The sequence below is a fragment of the Zhongshania antarctica genome, from assembly GCF_014202945.1.
Classification (GTDB): domain Bacteria; phylum Pseudomonadota; class Gammaproteobacteria; order Pseudomonadales; family Spongiibacteraceae; genus Spongiibacter; species Spongiibacter antarcticus.
Map to the genome: position 1 here is coordinate 293012 of NZ_JACHHW010000006.1, position 17653 is coordinate 310664.

Annotated in this window: 17 protein-coding genes; 12 read left to right on the plus strand and 5 right to left on the minus strand. The window is 54.1% G+C overall.

The window, feature by feature from the left end; translation table 11 throughout:
- Positions 1–50: 50 nt before the first annotated feature.
- The 3 genes from HNQ57_RS12530 to HNQ57_RS12540 all read right to left on the minus strand — a co-directional run bounded on the left by HNQ57_RS12530 (position 51) and on the right by HNQ57_RS12540 (position 1549).
- Positions 51–305: a Txe/YoeB family addiction module toxin gene (locus HNQ57_RS12530; RefSeq protein WP_184463445.1), complete on the minus strand. Its 255-nt coding sequence runs from the start codon at positions 303–305 to the stop codon at positions 51–53.
- Positions 302–553, minus strand: coding sequence for a type II toxin-antitoxin system Phd/YefM family antitoxin (locus HNQ57_RS12535; RefSeq protein ID WP_184463447.1), 252 nt, complete (start codon positions 551–553; stop codon positions 302–304). Before HNQ57_RS12535 ends, HNQ57_RS12530 begins: the two co-directional genes overlap by 4 nt.
- Positions 554–649: 96 nt before the next feature.
- Positions 650–1549 carry a LysR family transcriptional regulator gene (locus HNQ57_RS12540; protein WP_184463449.1) on the minus strand — a complete coding sequence of 300 codons (900 nt, stop codon included), beginning with the start codon at positions 1547–1549 and terminating at the stop codon, positions 650–652.
- 116 nt (positions 1550–1665) lie between these two features.
- Between HNQ57_RS12540 and HNQ57_RS12545 the strand changes: the two genes are divergently transcribed.
- From HNQ57_RS12545 to selD, 10 genes are all read left to right on the plus strand, one after another.
- The gene (locus HNQ57_RS12545; RefSeq protein WP_184463451.1) at positions 1666–2763 is read left to right on the plus strand and encodes an NADH:flavin oxidoreductase; all 1098 of its coding nucleotides are present in this window, start codon (positions 1666–1668) and stop codon (positions 2761–2763) included.
- Between the two features lie 132 nt (positions 2764–2895).
- Positions 2896–3087 carry a DUF3185 family protein gene (locus HNQ57_RS12550; RefSeq protein WP_184463453.1) on the plus strand — a complete coding sequence of 64 codons (192 nt, stop codon included), beginning with the start codon at positions 2896–2898 and terminating at the stop codon, positions 3085–3087.
- Between the two features lie 61 nt (positions 3088–3148).
- Positions 3149–4417: a DUF2254 domain-containing protein gene (locus HNQ57_RS12555; RefSeq protein ID WP_184463455.1), complete on the plus strand. Its 1269-nt coding sequence runs from the start codon at positions 3149–3151 to the stop codon at positions 4415–4417.
- 85 nt (positions 4418–4502) lie between these two features.
- Positions 4503–5036, plus strand: coding sequence for a (2Fe-2S)-binding protein (locus HNQ57_RS12560; protein ID WP_184463457.1), 534 nt, complete (start codon positions 4503–4505; stop codon positions 5034–5036).
- Between the two features lies 1 nt (position 5037).
- Positions 5038–7323: a xanthine dehydrogenase family protein molybdopterin-binding subunit gene (locus HNQ57_RS12565; RefSeq protein ID WP_184463459.1), complete on the plus strand. Its 2286-nt coding sequence runs from the start codon at positions 5038–5040 to the stop codon at positions 7321–7323.
- Between the two features lie 136 nt (positions 7324–7459).
- On the plus strand, positions 7460–8581 hold the full coding sequence (gene mnmH, locus HNQ57_RS12570) for a tRNA 2-selenouridine(34) synthase MnmH (RefSeq protein WP_184463461.1): 1122 nt from the start codon (positions 7460–7462) through the stop codon (positions 8579–8581).
- A gap of 32 nt (positions 8582–8613) precedes the next feature.
- Positions 8614–9480 (plus strand): putative selenate ABC transporter substrate-binding protein, encoded by an 867-nt coding sequence (locus HNQ57_RS12575; RefSeq protein ID WP_184463463.1) that lies wholly within the window; start codon positions 8614–8616, stop codon positions 9478–9480.
- A gap of 13 nt (positions 9481–9493) precedes the next feature.
- Positions 9494–10144, plus strand: a complete 651-nt coding sequence (locus HNQ57_RS12580; RefSeq protein WP_184463465.1) for an ATP-binding cassette domain-containing protein — start codon at positions 9494–9496, stop codon at positions 10142–10144.
- The gene (locus HNQ57_RS12585) at positions 10144–11634 is read left to right on the plus strand and encodes a PhnE/PtxC family ABC transporter permease (protein ID WP_184463467.1); all 1491 of its coding nucleotides are present in this window, start codon (positions 10144–10146) and stop codon (positions 11632–11634) included. Before HNQ57_RS12580 ends, HNQ57_RS12585 begins: the two co-directional genes overlap by 1 nt.
- A gap of 30 nt (positions 11635–11664) precedes the next feature.
- Positions 11665–13962, plus strand: coding sequence for a selenide, water dikinase SelD (gene selD / locus HNQ57_RS12590; protein ID WP_184463469.1), 2298 nt, complete (start codon positions 11665–11667; stop codon positions 13960–13962).
- 24 nt (positions 13963–13986) lie between these two features.
- Here selD and HNQ57_RS12595 read toward each other — a convergent pair whose 3' ends face one another.
- Positions 13987–14526: a PepSY-associated TM helix domain-containing protein gene (locus tag HNQ57_RS12595; RefSeq protein WP_184463471.1), complete on the minus strand. Its 540-nt coding sequence runs from the start codon at positions 14524–14526 to the stop codon at positions 13987–13989.
- A gap of 84 nt (positions 14527–14610) precedes the next feature.
- Entirely contained in the window at positions 14611–15657 is a 1047-nt protein-coding gene (locus tag HNQ57_RS12600) for a transporter (RefSeq protein ID WP_184463473.1), read from the minus strand.
- Positions 15658–15823: 166 nt separating this feature from the next.
- Here HNQ57_RS12600 and HNQ57_RS12605 point away from each other — a divergent pair, with 166 nt between their 5' ends.
- Both HNQ57_RS12605 and HNQ57_RS12610 read left to right on the plus strand, forming a co-directional pair.
- On the plus strand, positions 15824–17074 hold the full coding sequence (locus tag HNQ57_RS12605; protein WP_184463475.1) for an ATP-binding protein: 1251 nt from the start codon (positions 15824–15826) through the stop codon (positions 17072–17074).
- Positions 17065–17610: a response regulator transcription factor gene (locus HNQ57_RS12610; RefSeq protein ID WP_184463476.1), complete on the plus strand. Its 546-nt coding sequence runs from the start codon at positions 17065–17067 to the stop codon at positions 17608–17610. The genes HNQ57_RS12605 and HNQ57_RS12610 overlap by 10 nt, the downstream gene beginning before the upstream one ends.
- The last annotated feature ends 43 nt before the right edge of the window (positions 17611–17653 follow it).

Here is a 17653-nt window from a genome sequence, read left to right on the forward strand (position 1 = left end):
TGCACCTGAACGCTGGGGGACTCACCAGCGCGAGTTTCTTAACCCTAGGTTCAGTAGTGATACCGCAACTGCGCAATAAGAATGGCTTCTTGATTAATTTTATAAACAATTCGATGCTCGTCATTAATTCGCCGAGACCAATACCCAGAAAGGGCATGCTTCAAAGGCTCAGGCTTGCCAATCCCTTCAAACGGCTCTCGCTGAATTTCTTTGATAAGCGCATTGATACGTTTAAGCATTTGCTTATCTGTCTTTTGCCAGTAGAGATAATCTTCCCAAGCCTTCTCAGCAAAAATCAATTTCACTCAAGCAATTCCCTTGCCTGTCCTTTGCCGTCTTCAAGCTCGGCAACAGACTCTATTAACCGTCGCGTATTTTTAGGGCTGCGCAACAAATAGGCGGTTTCTTCCAAGGCCTGGTAGTCCGCCATCGAAATCATTACCACAGCACCTTCACCCTTGCGGGTGATGGCTATTGGCGCATGATCATTACATACCTGCTCCATGGTCTTGGCAAGTTTACTCCGAGCGGAGGTATAGCTTATGCTTTCCATTATCAACAACCTGTACATGTACAATAATATGTACGAAATATACCCGTTCGCTGCGCCTAAATCAAGCCACTCGGTAGTCCAGATACATACCGGGCGCTACTGCAGAAACTCCTTAAAATAATCCACCGCTACCTTAATCTTGGGCACGGTGTACTGCGGTTGCTGATAAAGCATATACACGCTGCCTGCTGGGTGGCTAGCGGTGGTCGATACAATTTCTGGCAGCGGCACCCAAACCACGCTGCCATTGGCTATTTCTTCTTCTATGCTCCAGCTCGGCAGCATGGCCAGGCCTTGATCGGTTAATAGCGCTTGGCGAATGACGCGTATGCTGTTGCTAATTTGCGCGGTGCTGATATCAAGCCGTTGCCATGCGCCACGGGATTCTACATGCCAATGCCAAACTTGTGCGGGGCTGCGATACAGCAGGGCGCGGTGGAGACTGAGTTCGGCAATGGTTTGCGGCATACCGAATTTATTGATGTAGGACTTTGAAGCACACAGGCGGTGAGTGTTATCGACTAGACGGTGAGCAATAATGCGACCGTCGGGCTCACTGCCGCCGCGAATAGCAATGTCGACGCCGTCGCGCTGAAGGTCGGCGGTGTGATTAGACAGCTCGAGATCAATGACGATTTGCGGGTAGCGCGCTTGAAACCCTTCCAGTAGCGGCAGCAATCGGCATTCACCGTAGTATGGCAGCGCGCTAATGCGCAGCACCCCAGACGGCGCATTTTGATAATTGCCTACCCGGCCCTCTGCGCGGTCTATCGCCGCCAGTATGTCTTTTGATTCGCTGAGATAAATTTTGCCGATCTCGGTGAGGCCAACATGGCGGGTGCTGCGCTTTAACAACGCAGCCCCCAGCTCAGACTCCAGCGCCTGAATACTGCGCGACACGGTGGATACCGGCACATTGGCGAGCTTGGCCGCTGCGCTGAAGCTCCCCACCTCGGCGATACAGCACAGGTGGTGCATGGCTTTTAGCTTGTCCATTATTGTGATTCCAGCAAAAGTATTTCGTAATATTAGCTGATTATCTTCTATTTTTGAAAAAGTATACTAGTCGGCTAGTGATGAAATGCATTAATTGTCTTATTCGAGGTAGCCACATGAACACCAGCGCTTTATTTACGCCATTCGAACTCGGCCAGCTTAAACTCGCCAACCGCACCGTGATGGCCCCTATGACCCGTGGCTTTTCACCCAATGGCGTGCCCACCGAGGCCGTTGCCGAGTACTACCGCAAGCGCGCCGAAGGCGGCGTTGGCTTGATCATTACGGAAGGCACGCTAATTAATCACCCCGCAGCCACCGACAACACCAGCTACCCGTCCTTCTTCGGTGAAGAGGCGCTGGCCGGCTGGAAAAAAGTCGTTGAGGCGGTGCACTCGGTTGGCGGCAAGATTATGCCGCAAATTTGGCATATTGGCGCCACTCGCCGCGCGGGTAGCGGCCCTGTTCCAGACGCGCCCACAGCGTCCCCCTCGGGCCTCGTATCTAAAGATAAAAAGGTGTTTGAAGCACTCAGCACCGAAGAAGTCGAAGGCTTGGTAGCCGACTATGCACAGGCAGCCTTTGAGGCGAAACAAATTGGCTTTGACGGTGTTGAGATTCACGGCGCTCACGGTTACTTGATCGATCAGTTTTTTTGGGCAGACACCAATGTCCGCACCGACCGCTACGGTGGCAGTCTCGCGGCGCGCAGCCAATTTGCCATTGAGATTGTAAAAGCCGTGCGCGAACGCGTTGGCGAGGACTTTCCGATTGTGTTCCGCTGGTCGCAGTGGAAACAGCAAGATTACACGGCGCGACTTTGCAATACCTCAGAAGAGTTGACCGCATTCTTAAAGCCCTTAAGCGACGCCGGCGTGGATATTTTTCACTGCAGCCAGCGCCGTTTCTGGGAGCCTGAGTTTGAGGGATCTGACCTTAACTTGGCGGGCTGGGCCAAAAAAATCACCGGCAAGCCCACCATTAGCGTCGGTAGTGTTGGTCTCAACCAAGAGTTTATTTCTTCAATGCGTGGCGAAGGCGCTGAAGTAGCCAATATCGATAATTTGCTTGAAAAAATGGACAGCAATGAGTTCGACCTCATTGCGATTGGCCGCGCCTTACTTGCCAATGCTGATTGGGTGAACAAGGTAAAAAATGGTCAGCTTGATCAATTAAAGCCCTTCACTCAAGAACATATTGGCCAGCTCCTTTAGATACCTTGCGGGGCAGGTCTTGGCGCGCACAAGCGTGTAACAAGATCTGTCTCTTTATTGGTGTTTTTAACGGCCATTATGTGTTTATGTAAGCATCAAGCTAATTCGATTTTTATACCGCGTGGTGCGAACATGAATAATAAAATTATTGGTATTGTGCTCGTCGTGGCGGGTGTTGCTTTGGCGCTGTGGGGCTACAACATCTATGATTCAGCAAGCGCTCAAATTGGCCGAGCATTAAATGGCGACACGCCAATTGAAGCATGGGCGGGCATGGTTGGCGGTGCCATCAGTGTGTTAGTTGGTCTCACAAGATTAAAGTAAAACAGTTACTCCTAGGTACTACACACCTAATTGGAACCTAAGCTGCGCGCGGGAGATTGGGATGGCCTCTATTGTTTCAGCTGATCGCATACGATTTATCGTCAATCGATTTCGCGAACGCCTTTGGGTAAAACCCTTAGCGGTTTGCCTGCTTTCGATCGCAATCGCCTTCGCTGCCAAATTGGCTGACGGCACGGCGTTAAAGCAGATACTGCCAGTAATTGCGGAGGACTCGGTTGAGTCTTTGCTGTCCGTGATGGCCGCAAGTATGCTGGTCATTGCGACTTTTTCGGTAGCGTCAATGGTGTCGGCCTACGCCTCAGCGGCAAACACCGCGACGCCAAGGTCTTTTCCCTTGGTCGTCGCAGACGATGCATCTCAGAACGCGCTCTCAACCTTTGTCGGCTCTTTCATTTTCAGTATTGTGGCGTTAACCGCGCTGAAGAATGACTATTTCGGAAGCGCGGGCCTATTTATTCTTTTTGTTCTAACGGTGTTTGTTTTCAGCGTTGTGATTCTGACCTTTGTTCGCTGGGTTGACCGCATTGCCCGCCTAGGCCGGATGGGATCAACCATTGGCAAAATTGAAGACGCCACCGCTGGCGCCCTTGCGCGACGGCGGAATGCACCACGGCTGTGCGGCGTGCCAGTCCAGTCCGGTCGTCAAGGACACCCGGTGTTCGCCACGAGCGTGGGTTATGTGCAACACATCGATATCGCCGCGCTGCAGATATGGGCTGAGGAAAACCAAGCGCGAATTGTGGTGGCCGCCCTGCCAGGCACGCTCGCATCGCCGGATCGAGCGCTCGCGCAGGTCATTACCGCTACCGGGGATAAACCCAAGATCGACTCCGCGGCTATTGGCAAGTCATTCCAAATCGGCAGCAGCCGCCTTTTTGACGACGACCCACGCTTTGGCCTGATTGTACTGTCCGAAATTGCCAGCCGCGCCCTGTCGCCGGCCGTGAATGATCCGGGTACGGCAATCGATGTGGTGGGCACACTGCTAAGACTGCTAAGCCAATGGTGCGAACCGGCAACAGCAAACCAAGACCAACGGCCCGTTTACGATCGCGTCGAAGTCGCCGAGATATCCGTGCGCGATATGTTCGACGATGCGTTTACCGCAATTGGCCGTGACGGCGCAGGCCTAGTGGAAGTATCGGTGCGTCTACAGAAAGCGCTTCACTCCCTTGCGGCAATCGGCGACGCAGAGATGCAAGCGGCTGCCGAGTATCACCGCCAACTGGCATTAAAACGCGCAAAAATTGCGTTAACAGTCGAAGAAGATTGGATCGCGGTTCACGACGCGGCTAAGCCGACAGCGTAGCAAGTAAAACGCACGTCAACTCAAACTGAACTACACTGATTCACAGCGTTTAAGACACAGCTCAATATTAATGAGGATGGAACGAATGACCACTTTCACACTAAACGGCAAGAAGATCTCCTCAAGTGCACCGGGAGACACCCCGCTACTCTGGGTGATTCGCGATGAATTTGGCCTCAAGGGCACCAAATTCGGTTGCGGCATCGCCATGTGTGGCGCCTGCACCGTGCACATGAACGGCAATCCGATGCGCTCTTGCTCGCTGCCGCTCGCCGCCGTTAGCAACGCCGACATCCGCACCATTGAAGGCTTAGAGGCTCGCCACCCGCTACAAAAAACTTGGGTAGAGGAACAGGTGCCCCAATGCGGCTACTGTCAGTCTGGCCAGATCATGCAGGCCGCAGCGCTATTGGCAGACAAAGCCAATCCCACAGATGAAGAGATCGTTCAATATATGTCGGGAAATTTATGCCGCTGCATGTCTTATGTGCGTATTAAGCGCGCCATTAAAAGTGCTGCCCAAAGTAGCGACGGTGTCATTCAAATATATGACCCGAAGCGGCAGACCGTGGTCGACAACAGCCTCTCGGCGCAAACTGACGAACAGGGAGTAAGCTAAGATGTCGCGAATCGCGAATGACAAAAACACAGATTATAGCCGTCGTCAGTTTTTGATCGGCTCTACAACTGCCGGTCTAATGATGGCCTTTGCCCCGAGTGTCGCGTTAGCCGGTAATACACCCGCCTCGGAGCGCTTAGGAAATAAACAGTTCAATCCCACGATCTGGTTTGAAATAGACCAAACCGGCGCTATTCTGGTGAACGTAACCCGCGCCGAAATGGGCCAGCATGTGGGTACAGCGCTAGCACGTATTGTTGCCGACGAACTTGGTGCGGATTGGAACCGTGTGAGTTTCAAGCATGTCGATACCGATCCTAAGTGGGGCTATATGGTGACCGGCGGATCGTGGTCAGTATTCCAGTCCTATGTACCCATGTCCCAAGCCGGTGCAGCGGGTCGCGAGGCGCTAATTGAAGCCGCTGCGACACTACTCGGGGTTGCTGCCAAAGACTGTAGAACGGAGAACAGCCAAGTTATTTGTGGCAGCAAACGCATGGACTTTGCCGAGATTGTTAAACGCGGCAAGATCGATAAAACCTATAGCGACGAGGAGCTTGCCGCGTTTTCGCCCAAGCCCGCAGCCAAGCGCACCCTCATTGCCAAACCGAGCAAGGCGCTGGATATTCCCGCCAAATCCACTGGTGCAGCGCGTTATGGCATCGACGCCGAACTCGACGGCATGATCTACGCGCGCCCGCTGATTCCACCTACCCGCTATGGGTCATCGGTGCTAAACGTCGACGACAGCGCAGCGAAACAAGTGAAAGGCTATATCGGCTATAAAGTGCTAGAAGATCCCGCCGAAATATTACAGGGCTGGGTCTCGGTGTTAGCCGACACCTACCACGGCGCGATCAAGGCCGCCGACGCGGTCAAGATAACGTACAAAGCCGGGGAAACCGCCGACGTCAGTGAGCAAGACCTGATCGCTGAGGGCGAGCGACTGGTTGCCGACAAATCCTCTGGCGGGCTGTTTGTTGAACACGGCAATATCGACATCGCCGCGAAACAAGCGAAAAAATCCATCGAAGGCCTCTACCGCACGTCCTCTGTTTTGCACTTTGCGCTAGAGCCGGTTAACGCCACCGTCGAGTTTAAAGACGGTATCTGCCATGTGTATACCGGCAACCAGTGGCAATCGCTTTTTCTGCCGGTGGTGGCCAAGTCAGTGGGCCTGAGTGAAGACAAAGTAATCATTCACCAGCACTACCTCGGTGGCGGCTTTGGCCGACGTCTGGCGGGTGACTATATGCTGCCCGCAGCACTCACCGCAAAAGCCACCGGCAAGCCGGTAAAATTGGTTTTCACCCGCGAAGACGACTCCCGTTTTGACTGTATTCGCTCGCCCTCGGTACAGCATTTTGCCGCCTACTGGGATGCCGACAACGCCTTACAGGGCATTGAACACGCCGCTGCGGCGGGCTGGCCAACCCTCACCATGGCGCCCGGCTTTATGCCCGACAGTGTCGACAAAAAAACCAAGGTCGACACTTTCTCTATCAGTGGTGCCGACCACTGGTATAGCCTAAACAACCATCGCGTGCGCGCCATCAATAATACCTTAGCCCAAAAAACCTTTGTGCCCGGCTGGTTGCGCGCAGTGGGACCGGGCTGGATTGGCTGGGGCGTTGAATCCTTTATGGACGAAGTCGCTCATGCTCAGGGTGAGGACCCAGCCAGCTTCCGTCTAAAACTGCTAGACGCCAAAGGTAAAAACGCCGGTAAAGCGCCGGAAGCCGTCGGCGGCGCCAAGCGTTTAGCCCATGTACTGCAAGAGGCCAAAACCAGAGCCAACTGGGGCCGCAAATTGCCCAACAATGAAGGTTTAGGACTCGCCGTTGCGGCAGGCCAAGAGCGCGGCATGCCCACCTGGAGCGCCTGTATTGCCCACGTTAAAGTAGACCCTAGCTCCGGCAAGGTGAGCGTCATTAAGCTAACCAGCGTGATGGACTGCGGCATTGTAGTTCACCCCGACGGCGCCCTCGCGCAAACGGAAGGCGCGATGCTATGGGGTTTGAGCATGGCACTGCACGAGGGCACCGCGATTAAAGAGGGCCAGGTCGCTGACCGCAATCTCAATACCTACACGCCACTGCGTATGAGCGACGTGCCCGAGCTGGACATCAGCTTTGTGCAGAACACCGAGTTCCCGACGGGGCTCGGCGAGCCGGGCGTTATTGCGGTAGCGCCAGCCATTGGCAACGCGATTTTCAATGCCGTTGGCGCCCGTCTACGCAATTTGCCGATAAAGCCAGCCGATGTTAAAGCGGCGATGAAAGCCTGAAAACAGCACACCTCCCCAGGTTGTGCTGCTCTACGCTAGATGACAATGTGGGCCTTTTGTAAGGCCCACACGCGTCCAACTTCTCTCCGTGAGCTATTCAGCGTAGACTGCTGCCCTCTCAATTAAATACAAGCTTATGACCAAGCGCAGCAATAGCGATGATTTCCGCACGCTCTTCCTCAAGGACATTCCCTTGCTGGATGTACGTGCGCCGGTGGAATTCAATAAAGGCGCCTTTCCCTGCGCCACTAATATTCCACTGCTCGACGATGAGCAGCGGCATGTTATTGGTACCCGCTATAAAGAGCAGGGCCAAGATGCCGCCATTGCACTGGGCTGGACGCTTGCCACCCCCGCCATTCAAGCCCAGCGTATTGCTGACTGGACGCGCTATGTTCAGCAATATCCCGAGGGCTACTTATATTGTTTTCGCGGCGGTTTGCGCTCCAATCTCAGTAAAAAACTCATTGCAGAAGCGGGTATTGATTACCCCTTAATAACCGGCGGCTACAAAGCCATGCGCCGCTTTTTAATTGATGAGCTCGACATCCACAGCGCCGCCTTGCGCGAAGCCAACACGCCACTGATACTCGTTTCAGGCCGCACCGGCAGCGGCAAAACGCGGGTTATTCAGCGCATTGCCCGCAGTTTTGATTTAGAGGGTTTCGCCAATCATCGCGGCTCGGCCTTTGGCCGTCAGGTTATGCCTCAGCCTGCACAGATTGATTTTGAAAACACCTTGAGTATTGCGGTTTTAAAGCTGCGCGACGCCCACCCCCTGTCGCCATTGTTCACCGAAGACGAGGGCCATATGATTGGCTCGGTGACCTTGCCACTTGAGCTGCAGGCCACCATGCAACAGGCGCCACTGGCCGTATTGGAAACCCCGCTTGAAGAGCGGATCGACATCGCCCTAGAGGAGTACGTGCTTAGTGCGCGGCCGGAATACATCCAAGCCTTTGGCGAAGAGCTGGGCAGCGAAAAATTCCGTGAGCAAATTCTTGGCAATCTCAATCGTATTCGCAAACGCCTCGGCGGTGACCGCCACAAAGTGCTAATGACAATATTCAGCGCCGCGCTCAGCGAGCTTGAAAACACCGGCATTGCCGATAGCTTTCGCCCCGGCATAGAAGTGCTGCTAAGCAATTATTACGACCCCATGTACGACTATCAACAAAGCCGCCGCGATGGTCGCGAAATTTTTCGCGGCAACAAAGATGAGATCGTGGCTTGGGCACAACATTACACGCCAATATAATTCCCTTTACTCACTCTCTACAGGAGAATCCCGTGCGGTTATTGACTGTTTTAACAGCGCTGCTCGTCTCAAGTTCGATTAGTCTTAGCGCCCTTGCTGAGACCTTTAGTTTCACGGCCATTCCAGATCAGGACGAGTCGCGTCTGCAGGAACGCTTTGGCAAGGTTGCGGCGTATTTAGAGAAAGAACTGGGCGTAAAAGTAAAATACGTGCCGGTCAAAAGCTACGCCGCAGCGGTAACCGCGTATCGCAACAACCAAGTACAGCTCGCTTGGTTTGGCGGCTTGTCTGGCGTGCAGGCGCGGGAACTCGTGGCGGGCAGTGAAGCCATTGCTCAAGGCTACGAAGATCAGTTTTTTGTGACCTACCTAATTGCCAATAAGCGCAGCGGCCTGAGCATGTCTGACGATTTTCCAGCGGGTATCGCTAACAAGACATTCACCTTTGGAGCCAAGGGGTCTACCTCTGGCCGCTTAATGCCGGAATTTTATATTCGCGAGCATTTTAAAAAATCCCCCGAGCAAATTTTTACACGAGTGGGTTTTTCCGACGACCACAGCCGCACCATTGCACTGGTGCAGTCCGGCGCCTATGAGCTCGGCGCAGTGAATTACAAAGTGTGGGAAGACGAACTCGCCGCGGGCATTATCGACCCAAGCGAAGTGAGTGTTATTTGGCAAACCCCCAGCTACCCAGATTATCAGTGGAGTATTCGCGGTGACGTAGATGCGCGCTGGGGCACAGGCTTTAAGGCCAAAGTTAAACAGAGCTTATTGAATATTAGCGACGCCGAAATTCTGGCCGCGTTTCCCCGCCAGTCCTTTGTTGAAGCCACTAACGACGATTATCAGCCGATTAAAGACACCGCCATGGCCATTGGCTTGATGGATGCCGAATAGAGCTAAACCCGCTATGTTCGAGCTGCACAATATTAGTTTAAAGTACCGCGAACAGACGGTAGTCAAGGACGTGTCGCTGACTATTCGCGAAGGCGAAAGCGTGGCACTGGTCGGCCCCTCTGGGGCGGGCAAGTCTACCCTGCTTAAGCATTTGCGCAGTGTGCAAGCGACCAAGATCGCGTGGTGCCCGCAACACGCGGGACTGGTGCCCATGCTCAGCGCCTACCACAACATTTATATGGGTGGCCTCAGTCGTCGTTCCTCGCTCTACAACCTCGCTAATTTACTGCGGCCCTTCGCTGGGCCCAAGACTGAAATACAAGTATTGGCGGAAAGTGTTGAATTGCGCGATGAACTGCACCGCAGGGCAGACGAACTCTCTGGCGGCCAGCAGCAACGCGTGGCCATTGGCCGCGCTCTGTATCAGCAACAGGCAATTTTTATTGGCGACGAGCCAGTGTCGGCAGTTGATGCCATACAAGCCGACAAAATACTCAGCCTGATCAGCCAGCGCCATCAGACCATAGTGCTAGCCCTACACGATACCGAACAAGCGCTGCGCGTTTGCCAGCGTATTGTCGGCTTAAAAGACGGCGCCATCGTCTTTGATTTGCCGAGTGCGCAGGTAACGGCCGAGCAACTAGCTGCGCTGTATCAAGCGTAATGAACGTTAAGACTCGCCCCCACAACAATACCCGACTTAAATTAAGTTTATGGCTGGCGCTGGCTGGCTTTATCGCCCTGCTGTTTGCCGACATCGACATGCATCGCGCCAGCCCCGGCCAAGAATTACTGCGCATGGCGCAAGGACTAATGGCGCCCAACTTCTGGTCTTATCGCGAAATTGCCAGCAGCGCCTTTAACACCCTCGCCTTTGCCCTTCAGGGTATGGCACTGGCCAGCGCCGCGGGCTTTATACTGGCGCTGCTGTATCGCCACCCCGCAGTGCGGGGCTTTTGCGCTTTTATACGCGCGATTCACGAATTGTTTTGGGCGCTGATTTTTATTCAATTATTTGGGCTATCGCCGCTCACGGGTTTGCTCGCCATTGCCATCCCCTATGCCGGTACCCTAGCGAAAATTTACGGCGAATTATTTGAGGAGACCGAGGCCGCGCCACGCAACAACCTATTGCAGAGCGCAGGGCTTAGCGCCTTTTTCTACACCACATTGCCACTAGCGTGGCGGCCACTGCTGCAATACACCAGCTACCGCTTTGAGTGCGCAATTCGCTCGAGTATTGTTTTAGGTTTTGTTGGCCTGCCCACCCTCGGCTACCATTTAGAAACTGCGCTGGGCAATGGCCAATACAATGACGCCGCCGCCCTGCTCTATGTGCTGCTGGCCATTGTGGTTAGCCTGCGCTGGTGGCTAAAAAAAGCGCTATTGCCAGTGTATTTAGTTGCCGCACTTATTTATTTGCCGCCCAACGCGCATTTCAGCTGGGCAAATATTGCGCGTTTTCTTAGCGAAGATATTATTCCCGCGCCGCTGCGCAATAAGGCCAATATTGATTATGTCGCCGTGTTCGATTGGCTGGCGATGCTCTGGCAGCAACAAATTCTACCGGGCGTGACCAGCACCTTAATCCTCAGCCAGATCGCCCTACTGCTCACTGCCATACTCAGTCTGGCGTGGTTTCCACTTAATTCACGGCAGTTTTTTAGCCCGCTAAAACGCAGCCTAGGCGATGGCTTTTTAATTATTGCCCGCACCCTGCCCGAGTATTTACTGGCCTTTATCGGCCTGTTGTTATTGGGGCCATCGATGCTGCCCGCCATACTCGCGCTGGGCATTCACAACGGGGCGATCATTGCCCATTTGCTGGGGCGCTACAGCGGCGAGTTAGTGTTACGCGAGGATGCCTGCACCGGCATCAATCGCTACAGCTATGAAATACTGCCGCGAGTTTATCGCCAATTTCTGGCCCTTTTACTCTACCGCTGGGAGGTCATTATGCGCGAGACAGCCATTCTCGGTATGCTCGGTATTGGCACCTTAGGCTTTTATATCGACTCGGCCTTTGAAGAGTTTCGTTTTGACCGCGCGCTGCTCTTGATTCTCTGCGCCGCTATACTGAATATTATCGCCGATATGTTCGCCCGCAACCTACGCCAGCGATTGCATCTGCGACCATCCCCTGAGACCCTGTAGGCCACCACCAATAAAAGCCGATAACAATACATGAGCATGGCAATCCCCCCCGCAGTGAACTATCGCGACCTCGTGCTTATCGGTGGCGGCCACGCCCATGCCCAAGTCATAAAAATGTGGGGCATGCAGCCGCTGGCTGGCGTGCGGCTCACCGTGATCTCGCCGCAGGTGCAAACCCCTTACTCGGGTATGTTGCCGGGTCTGGTTGCCGGTCACTATCAATTTGACGACGCCCATATCGACTTAATGCGGCTTTGCCAATTTGCCGGTGCGCGCTTTATACAGGCCAGCGTGGTGGCTATTGATCTTGAGCAAAAGCAGCTGCTGCTAACCGGCAAAGACCGTCCGCCCATTGGCTTCGATCTGCTGTCGATCAACAGCGGTATAACACCAGATTTGAGCATTGCCGGAGCCGAGCAATTCGCCACGCCGGTGAAACCGATCAGTGATTTTTATCCCCGCTGGCAACACACTCTTGCAGCGCTGCGCCGAGCAAAAGCACCCGCAGCCATCAGTGTGGTCGGTGGCGGCGCCGCGGGTGTTGAATTAATACTGGCCATGCAATACGCCATTAGCCAATACCCAGACATCGCTACGCCCAGCTATCATCTGCTGTACTCCAGCGCGGAATTACTAAAAGCCTATCCGCATCGCATCCGTAAGGTCGTGAATGCCGCCTTACAGGCCAAGGGCATTCAACTGCATGCCGAGGCCAAGGTCGTCAATATCGCTGACCAGCGCATTGATATTGCGGGGACAGGTCATGGCCAAGATAAAAATCACTCATTGCACAGCGAACATATTTTTTGGTGTACCAACGCCAAAGCCGCGGACTGGCCTAAGCGCTCTGGCCTTGCCTGCGACGCCAATGGCTTTATCGCGATAAATGACAGCCTGCAGTCACTCAGCCACGACTTTGTGTTTGCCGCCGGCGACATCGCCCAGCAAGTGAATCACCCTCGCCCGGCAGCTGGCGTATTCGCGGTGCGCCAAGGGCCGGTGTTATTCGCTAATTTGCAGCGCAAGCTATTGGGCCAGCTCTTAAAACAACATCGTCCGCAACACGATTTTTTAAGCATTTTGGCGCTGGGCAGGCAAGCTGCCATCGCCCACCGGCCCTTTTGGCCAACACTGAGTGGCGACTGGGTCTGGCGCTGGAAAGACAAAATTGATCGCCGCTTTATGGCTATGTTTAGCGAACTCAGCATGGGCACTAATCAGGCTAGGGTGCAGTTTGTCGATCCCTTCATTAGCGGCGACGAAACCCCGAGCGATGCACAGGCAATGCGTTGTGGTGGCTGCGGCGCCAAGGTCGGCGCCAGCACCCTCAGCAAAGTGATTAAGCAGTTAAGCCCTGTCCAGCGCGACGATATCGCCTGGGGCTTAGACGCCCCCGACGACGCCGCCGCCATCTGGGTAAATCAAGACCAATGCGCGGCGCCGCAACTGCTATTACAAAGCGTTGACCACTTTCGCGCCTTTATCGACGAGCCGTATTTACTCGGCCAAATTGCCGCCCAGCACGCCTTAAGTGATTTGTTTGCCATGAACGCCCAAGCCCAAAGTGCAATGGCGATTGCCAGTTTGCCCTTTGCCGGCGAGAAGATAACCGAACGCGATCTACTGCAATTAATGAGCGGCGCGGTGAAAGTGCTTAATGACAATCACTGCAGCCTGACCGGCGGCCACACCAGCGAAGCAGCTGAACTCAGCATTGGTTTTGTGGTGAACGGATTAGCTGCGCCAGACGCAGTACTCACCAAGGCCGACCTGCACGAGCACGAGGTGTTAATACTAAGCCAAGCGCTTGGCACCGGCACTTTGTTTGCGGCCCACGGCCAATTGCAGGCCCAGGGCAAATGGTTGGAAGGCGCCTTGGCGGCCATGCTCAGCAGCAATCGCAGCGCCGGCGCGATTTTTCACGCCCACGGTGCCAGCGCCTGCACCGACGTTACCGGCTTTGGCTTGTTAGGCCATTTGGTCGAGATGCTAAAGCCCAGCGGCTTGTCTGCACGCCTTAAACTCGGCTGCATCCCCGCTTTAGACGGCGCACTAAGGTGTTTAGCAAATGGCATTAGCAGCAGCTTACAGACTCAAAATCAGCGGATTGGCGCGGTCGTCAAAAACGCAGAAGCATGGCGTAACCACAGGGTATACCCGCTGTTATTCGACCCTCAAACTTCAGGCGGCCTATTGGCCAGCGTGCCGCAAACCCGTGCAGTGGAGTGCGTACAGGCCTTGCGCGAGGCGGGTTACCCAGCGGCGTGCATTATCGGTGAAGTCTATCGGAACGAAGCGGCGACAAACGCCATTGAACTAACAGAGTAATTCAATGGCATTAAAGAGCGGACTTTACAAAAACCCGAGGGCCAAAAATAGCAGCAGACCAACACTGCACAACACCAAGGTCTGGCGCCGATAGGCTGCACTCATCAAACCTAAATAGAGGCCGCTAATCATGATAATAATGAGGCCCAGTGCAAACCCTGTTTCAAACCACTTATACCAGCGCGGGCCGTGGCCCATGTGTAATTCCATCAGCGCCGCTTGCCAATTTGGCGATACCGTCGTAATCGACACACCGTCGGCTTTTTGACTTAAACGATAGTGTTCCCGGTTGCTCGGCCGCGTAGAAAATTCGCGGCCTTTAGCTTTCACATATTCAAAGCGCGCCTCTACGCCTAGGCTTTGCAGGGCGGTGTGCACATCGCTGTTTAAACTGGAACTGTCGGCATCGAGCTTAAGTCCAGCCACATAGCCTAATTCGGTACTGGTCATTACCTCTTTAACGCCCAGCAAGTGCAAACCACCGGACACCGCCATGATAATCACCATCGGCGCAAAAAAAGCGGCGAGGTACAAATGAATAGAAACTAACAAACGGCGAGACATACGCTAAATCCTTTAATTACAAATACCTTGAAGTCGATTTGTATTAGACACAGCCCAGCCTACTATCCCTCGGTGAAACATTCATTAAGGTGCGTACTGCCAGCCCAAGCTCATGGAATTCTGCATTTCCATTTGTGGGCCATCCAATTCTTGATAGATGGGCACGCCGTACTCCAAAGCCAAACGATGATTTTTTAGGGCACCGGCGCGGAATAAATAATTGGCGCTAATGAGTAGTTCGCTGCGTTCACCACCCTGAGCGCGAGTATCAGCGGTGGGCACCATCATGGGGTTTAAGTCGGGATCAGCGCCGTGAATATCGGCCCAACTACTGTGTTTTATACGCAGCCCACTGCTCAGTGCAGGCGACCAGTTCCGGGCCAGCCAAGCGCTCACTTCATAGCGATTGCCCAAGCGGTAGTCATTATCATTTTCCCCGCTACGTAAAGTGGCCTGCGCCTGGGCGCCCAAGTTATATAGTGCTGAATAAGCTTGATACGTTACGCCCGGTTTTAAATCATAGGTGCCGGAACCCAATTGCATGGCGTAGGGCAGTTTAGCATTGGCCATCGCGGGGGTGTCGTCGCGCTCATCAATCGAGCCCGTCGGCAGACTGACACCGAGATTTAAATGCACACCCGCCGATTTATCTGCGGCCTGGTAAACACTCAGCAAGGCAGCTAGCGACGCATCACCAACGCCGTCGGTTGCGGTCGTAAATTCCGCGCCCATGCGGCTACGGTGATCCATATTTTTATTCAGTAGCGGCAACATTGCCATAATGGTGAGGGTATCACTAGGCGCATACATCGCACCCAACATATGCATCTCCATAGTCATTTTAAGTGGCGCCACCATATACCGGCCGGGGTTCATCATGGTGCCGGTGATTTCGGCCGCGGAAATTGAATCACTGCCGTATAAATTACCGTCCATTTCCATGCGCATATAACGGTAGGAGAACATCCACTCCCCAGTTTTATGCACGTGGTCGCCCATCACGCCGAGTGGCGCGTGACGAATTGCGCCGCTGGCCAGTGCCGGTTGGGCAATTTGATTTTGGTCTGCACCTTGATGGGCAAGAACTGGCGCGGCGGCCAGCAACGACAGCGTAAAGGCAAGCTTGCGCATAATAGCGTCCTATTTAGGTTGGGCGGGGTTACGGCAAATTTAGCGAAGGCGCAGTTTAACAAGGGAGCGTAGCTGTGGCCTGCGACACTTTGTCGCAGCGTCTGCCCGCAGTTGCCGCGTAAGCGCTATACTGGCGTCTTTATTCTTCTTGATGTGGGGAGCAACGTTGAATCCCAATACCGCTAATTTGCGCGGCCTATGCCTAATTCGCAGCCTAGTGATTGCCGGTCAATTCGGCGCGGTATTTTATGCCGAAAACCAGCTCGGCTGGCTGCTACCCTATGTCACCTTGAAACTGCTCTTGAGTGCGCTTTCTGGCTTTGCGGTATTCAGCTGGTGGCGCAGCTATCAAAGCTGGCCAGTGACCGACGTCGAATTATTTATCCACTTATGCGTAGACACCCTCGGCTTCAGCGCGGTTTTGTATTTTTCTGGTGGTGCGAATAATCCGTTTATCTCTTATTTACTGGTGCCCTTGTGCATTTCTGCCGCCACCCTACCCTGGGCTTATACGTGGCTACTGGGCGCTATCGGTTTTGGGGCCTACAGTTTACTGCTATTTAATTTTATTCCGCTGGAGGCCGTCGCGCCCGATCAACATCAACACGGCGGCGCGCCGAATACCCATATTTTAGGAATGTGGGCCAATTTTTTGGTGAGCACGGTGCTAATCACTTACTTTGTTTTCAAGATGGCCCACAGCCTGCGCCAGCGCGAAGCCGAATTGGCCAGTAGCCGAGAGCACCGCCTGCAAGACGAGCAACTGCTGGCCGTTGCCAGCCTAGCCGCTGGCACCGCCCACGAGTTCGGCACGCCACTGTCGACTATGAAAGTGGTGCTGGAAGATTTAACAGAACAAGACTTTGATACCGAGACCCGCGCCGACCTTGCCACCCTCGGCCAGCAACTCGATCACTGCCGCGATATTCTCACCAATCTCGTTAGCACGGCGAGGGATCTCAGCACAGACAGCACGCTAAACACCCCCGCGCCCGACTATTTGGCTCTGCTCCAAGAGCGCTGGCAGGTGCTGCGACCAGATTGCGAAATGCACAGCTCACTCAGCCCCGCGCTTTGCAGCATGACGCTGAAGCTTGATGGCACGGTGAGTCAGGCTATTTTAAATTTACTCAGCAATGGCGCCGACACTAGCACCGACGACCTGCGTTTAGACGTCTTCGAGCAGGATCACTATATTATTTTTGCCATCAGTGATCGCGGCCCGGGCCTGAGCGCTGAGCAAGCGGCCATGATGAGCAAGGCCTTTGTCAGCAGCAAAGGCAAAGGACGGGGGCTAGGACTCTTTTTGAGTAATGCCACGGCCATTCGTTATGGTGGCGAGCTGCGCTGGCGCCGTCGCGCCGGTGGCGGCAGCCGTGTGGAATTGTGTTTACCAATTGCCAAGGTATGCCCGTGAACAATAATGAAAAAATCTTGCTGGTGGATGATGACCTGAGTTTCTGCGCCTCACTGTGTCGCTCCTTAGAGCGTCGCGGCTATATGGTGACTGTCGCCCACAGTGTCGACGATGCGATGACTCTGTGCGAGCAGTTCACCCCCGAGATGGCCGTTGTCGATTTAAAACTAGAGAACCGCTCCGGCCTGAATTTAATACCCGTGCTACGCCAGCGCTTTCCCAGCATAAAAATGCTAATGCTCACCGGCTATTCGAGCATTGCGACCACGGTAGAGGCGATTAAGCTCGGCGCCGATAACTATTTGCAGAAACCGGCGAGCACCACCGAGATACTGGCGGCACTGGAAAATCACACCAGCCCACCCAGCGCGAGCAACGCCGAGCTCAGCCCACCCTCGTTAGATCGCATAGAGTGGGAGCACATCCAGCGCGTGCTAGCCGAGAACGAGGGAAATATTTCAGAAACTGCACGCCAGCTCGGCATGCACCGCCGCACCTTACAACGTAAATTACAAAAGCGACCCGCCAAAAAATAAGGCCATCACCCGCTGCGGATGATGGCCTTATCTGTACATTTTT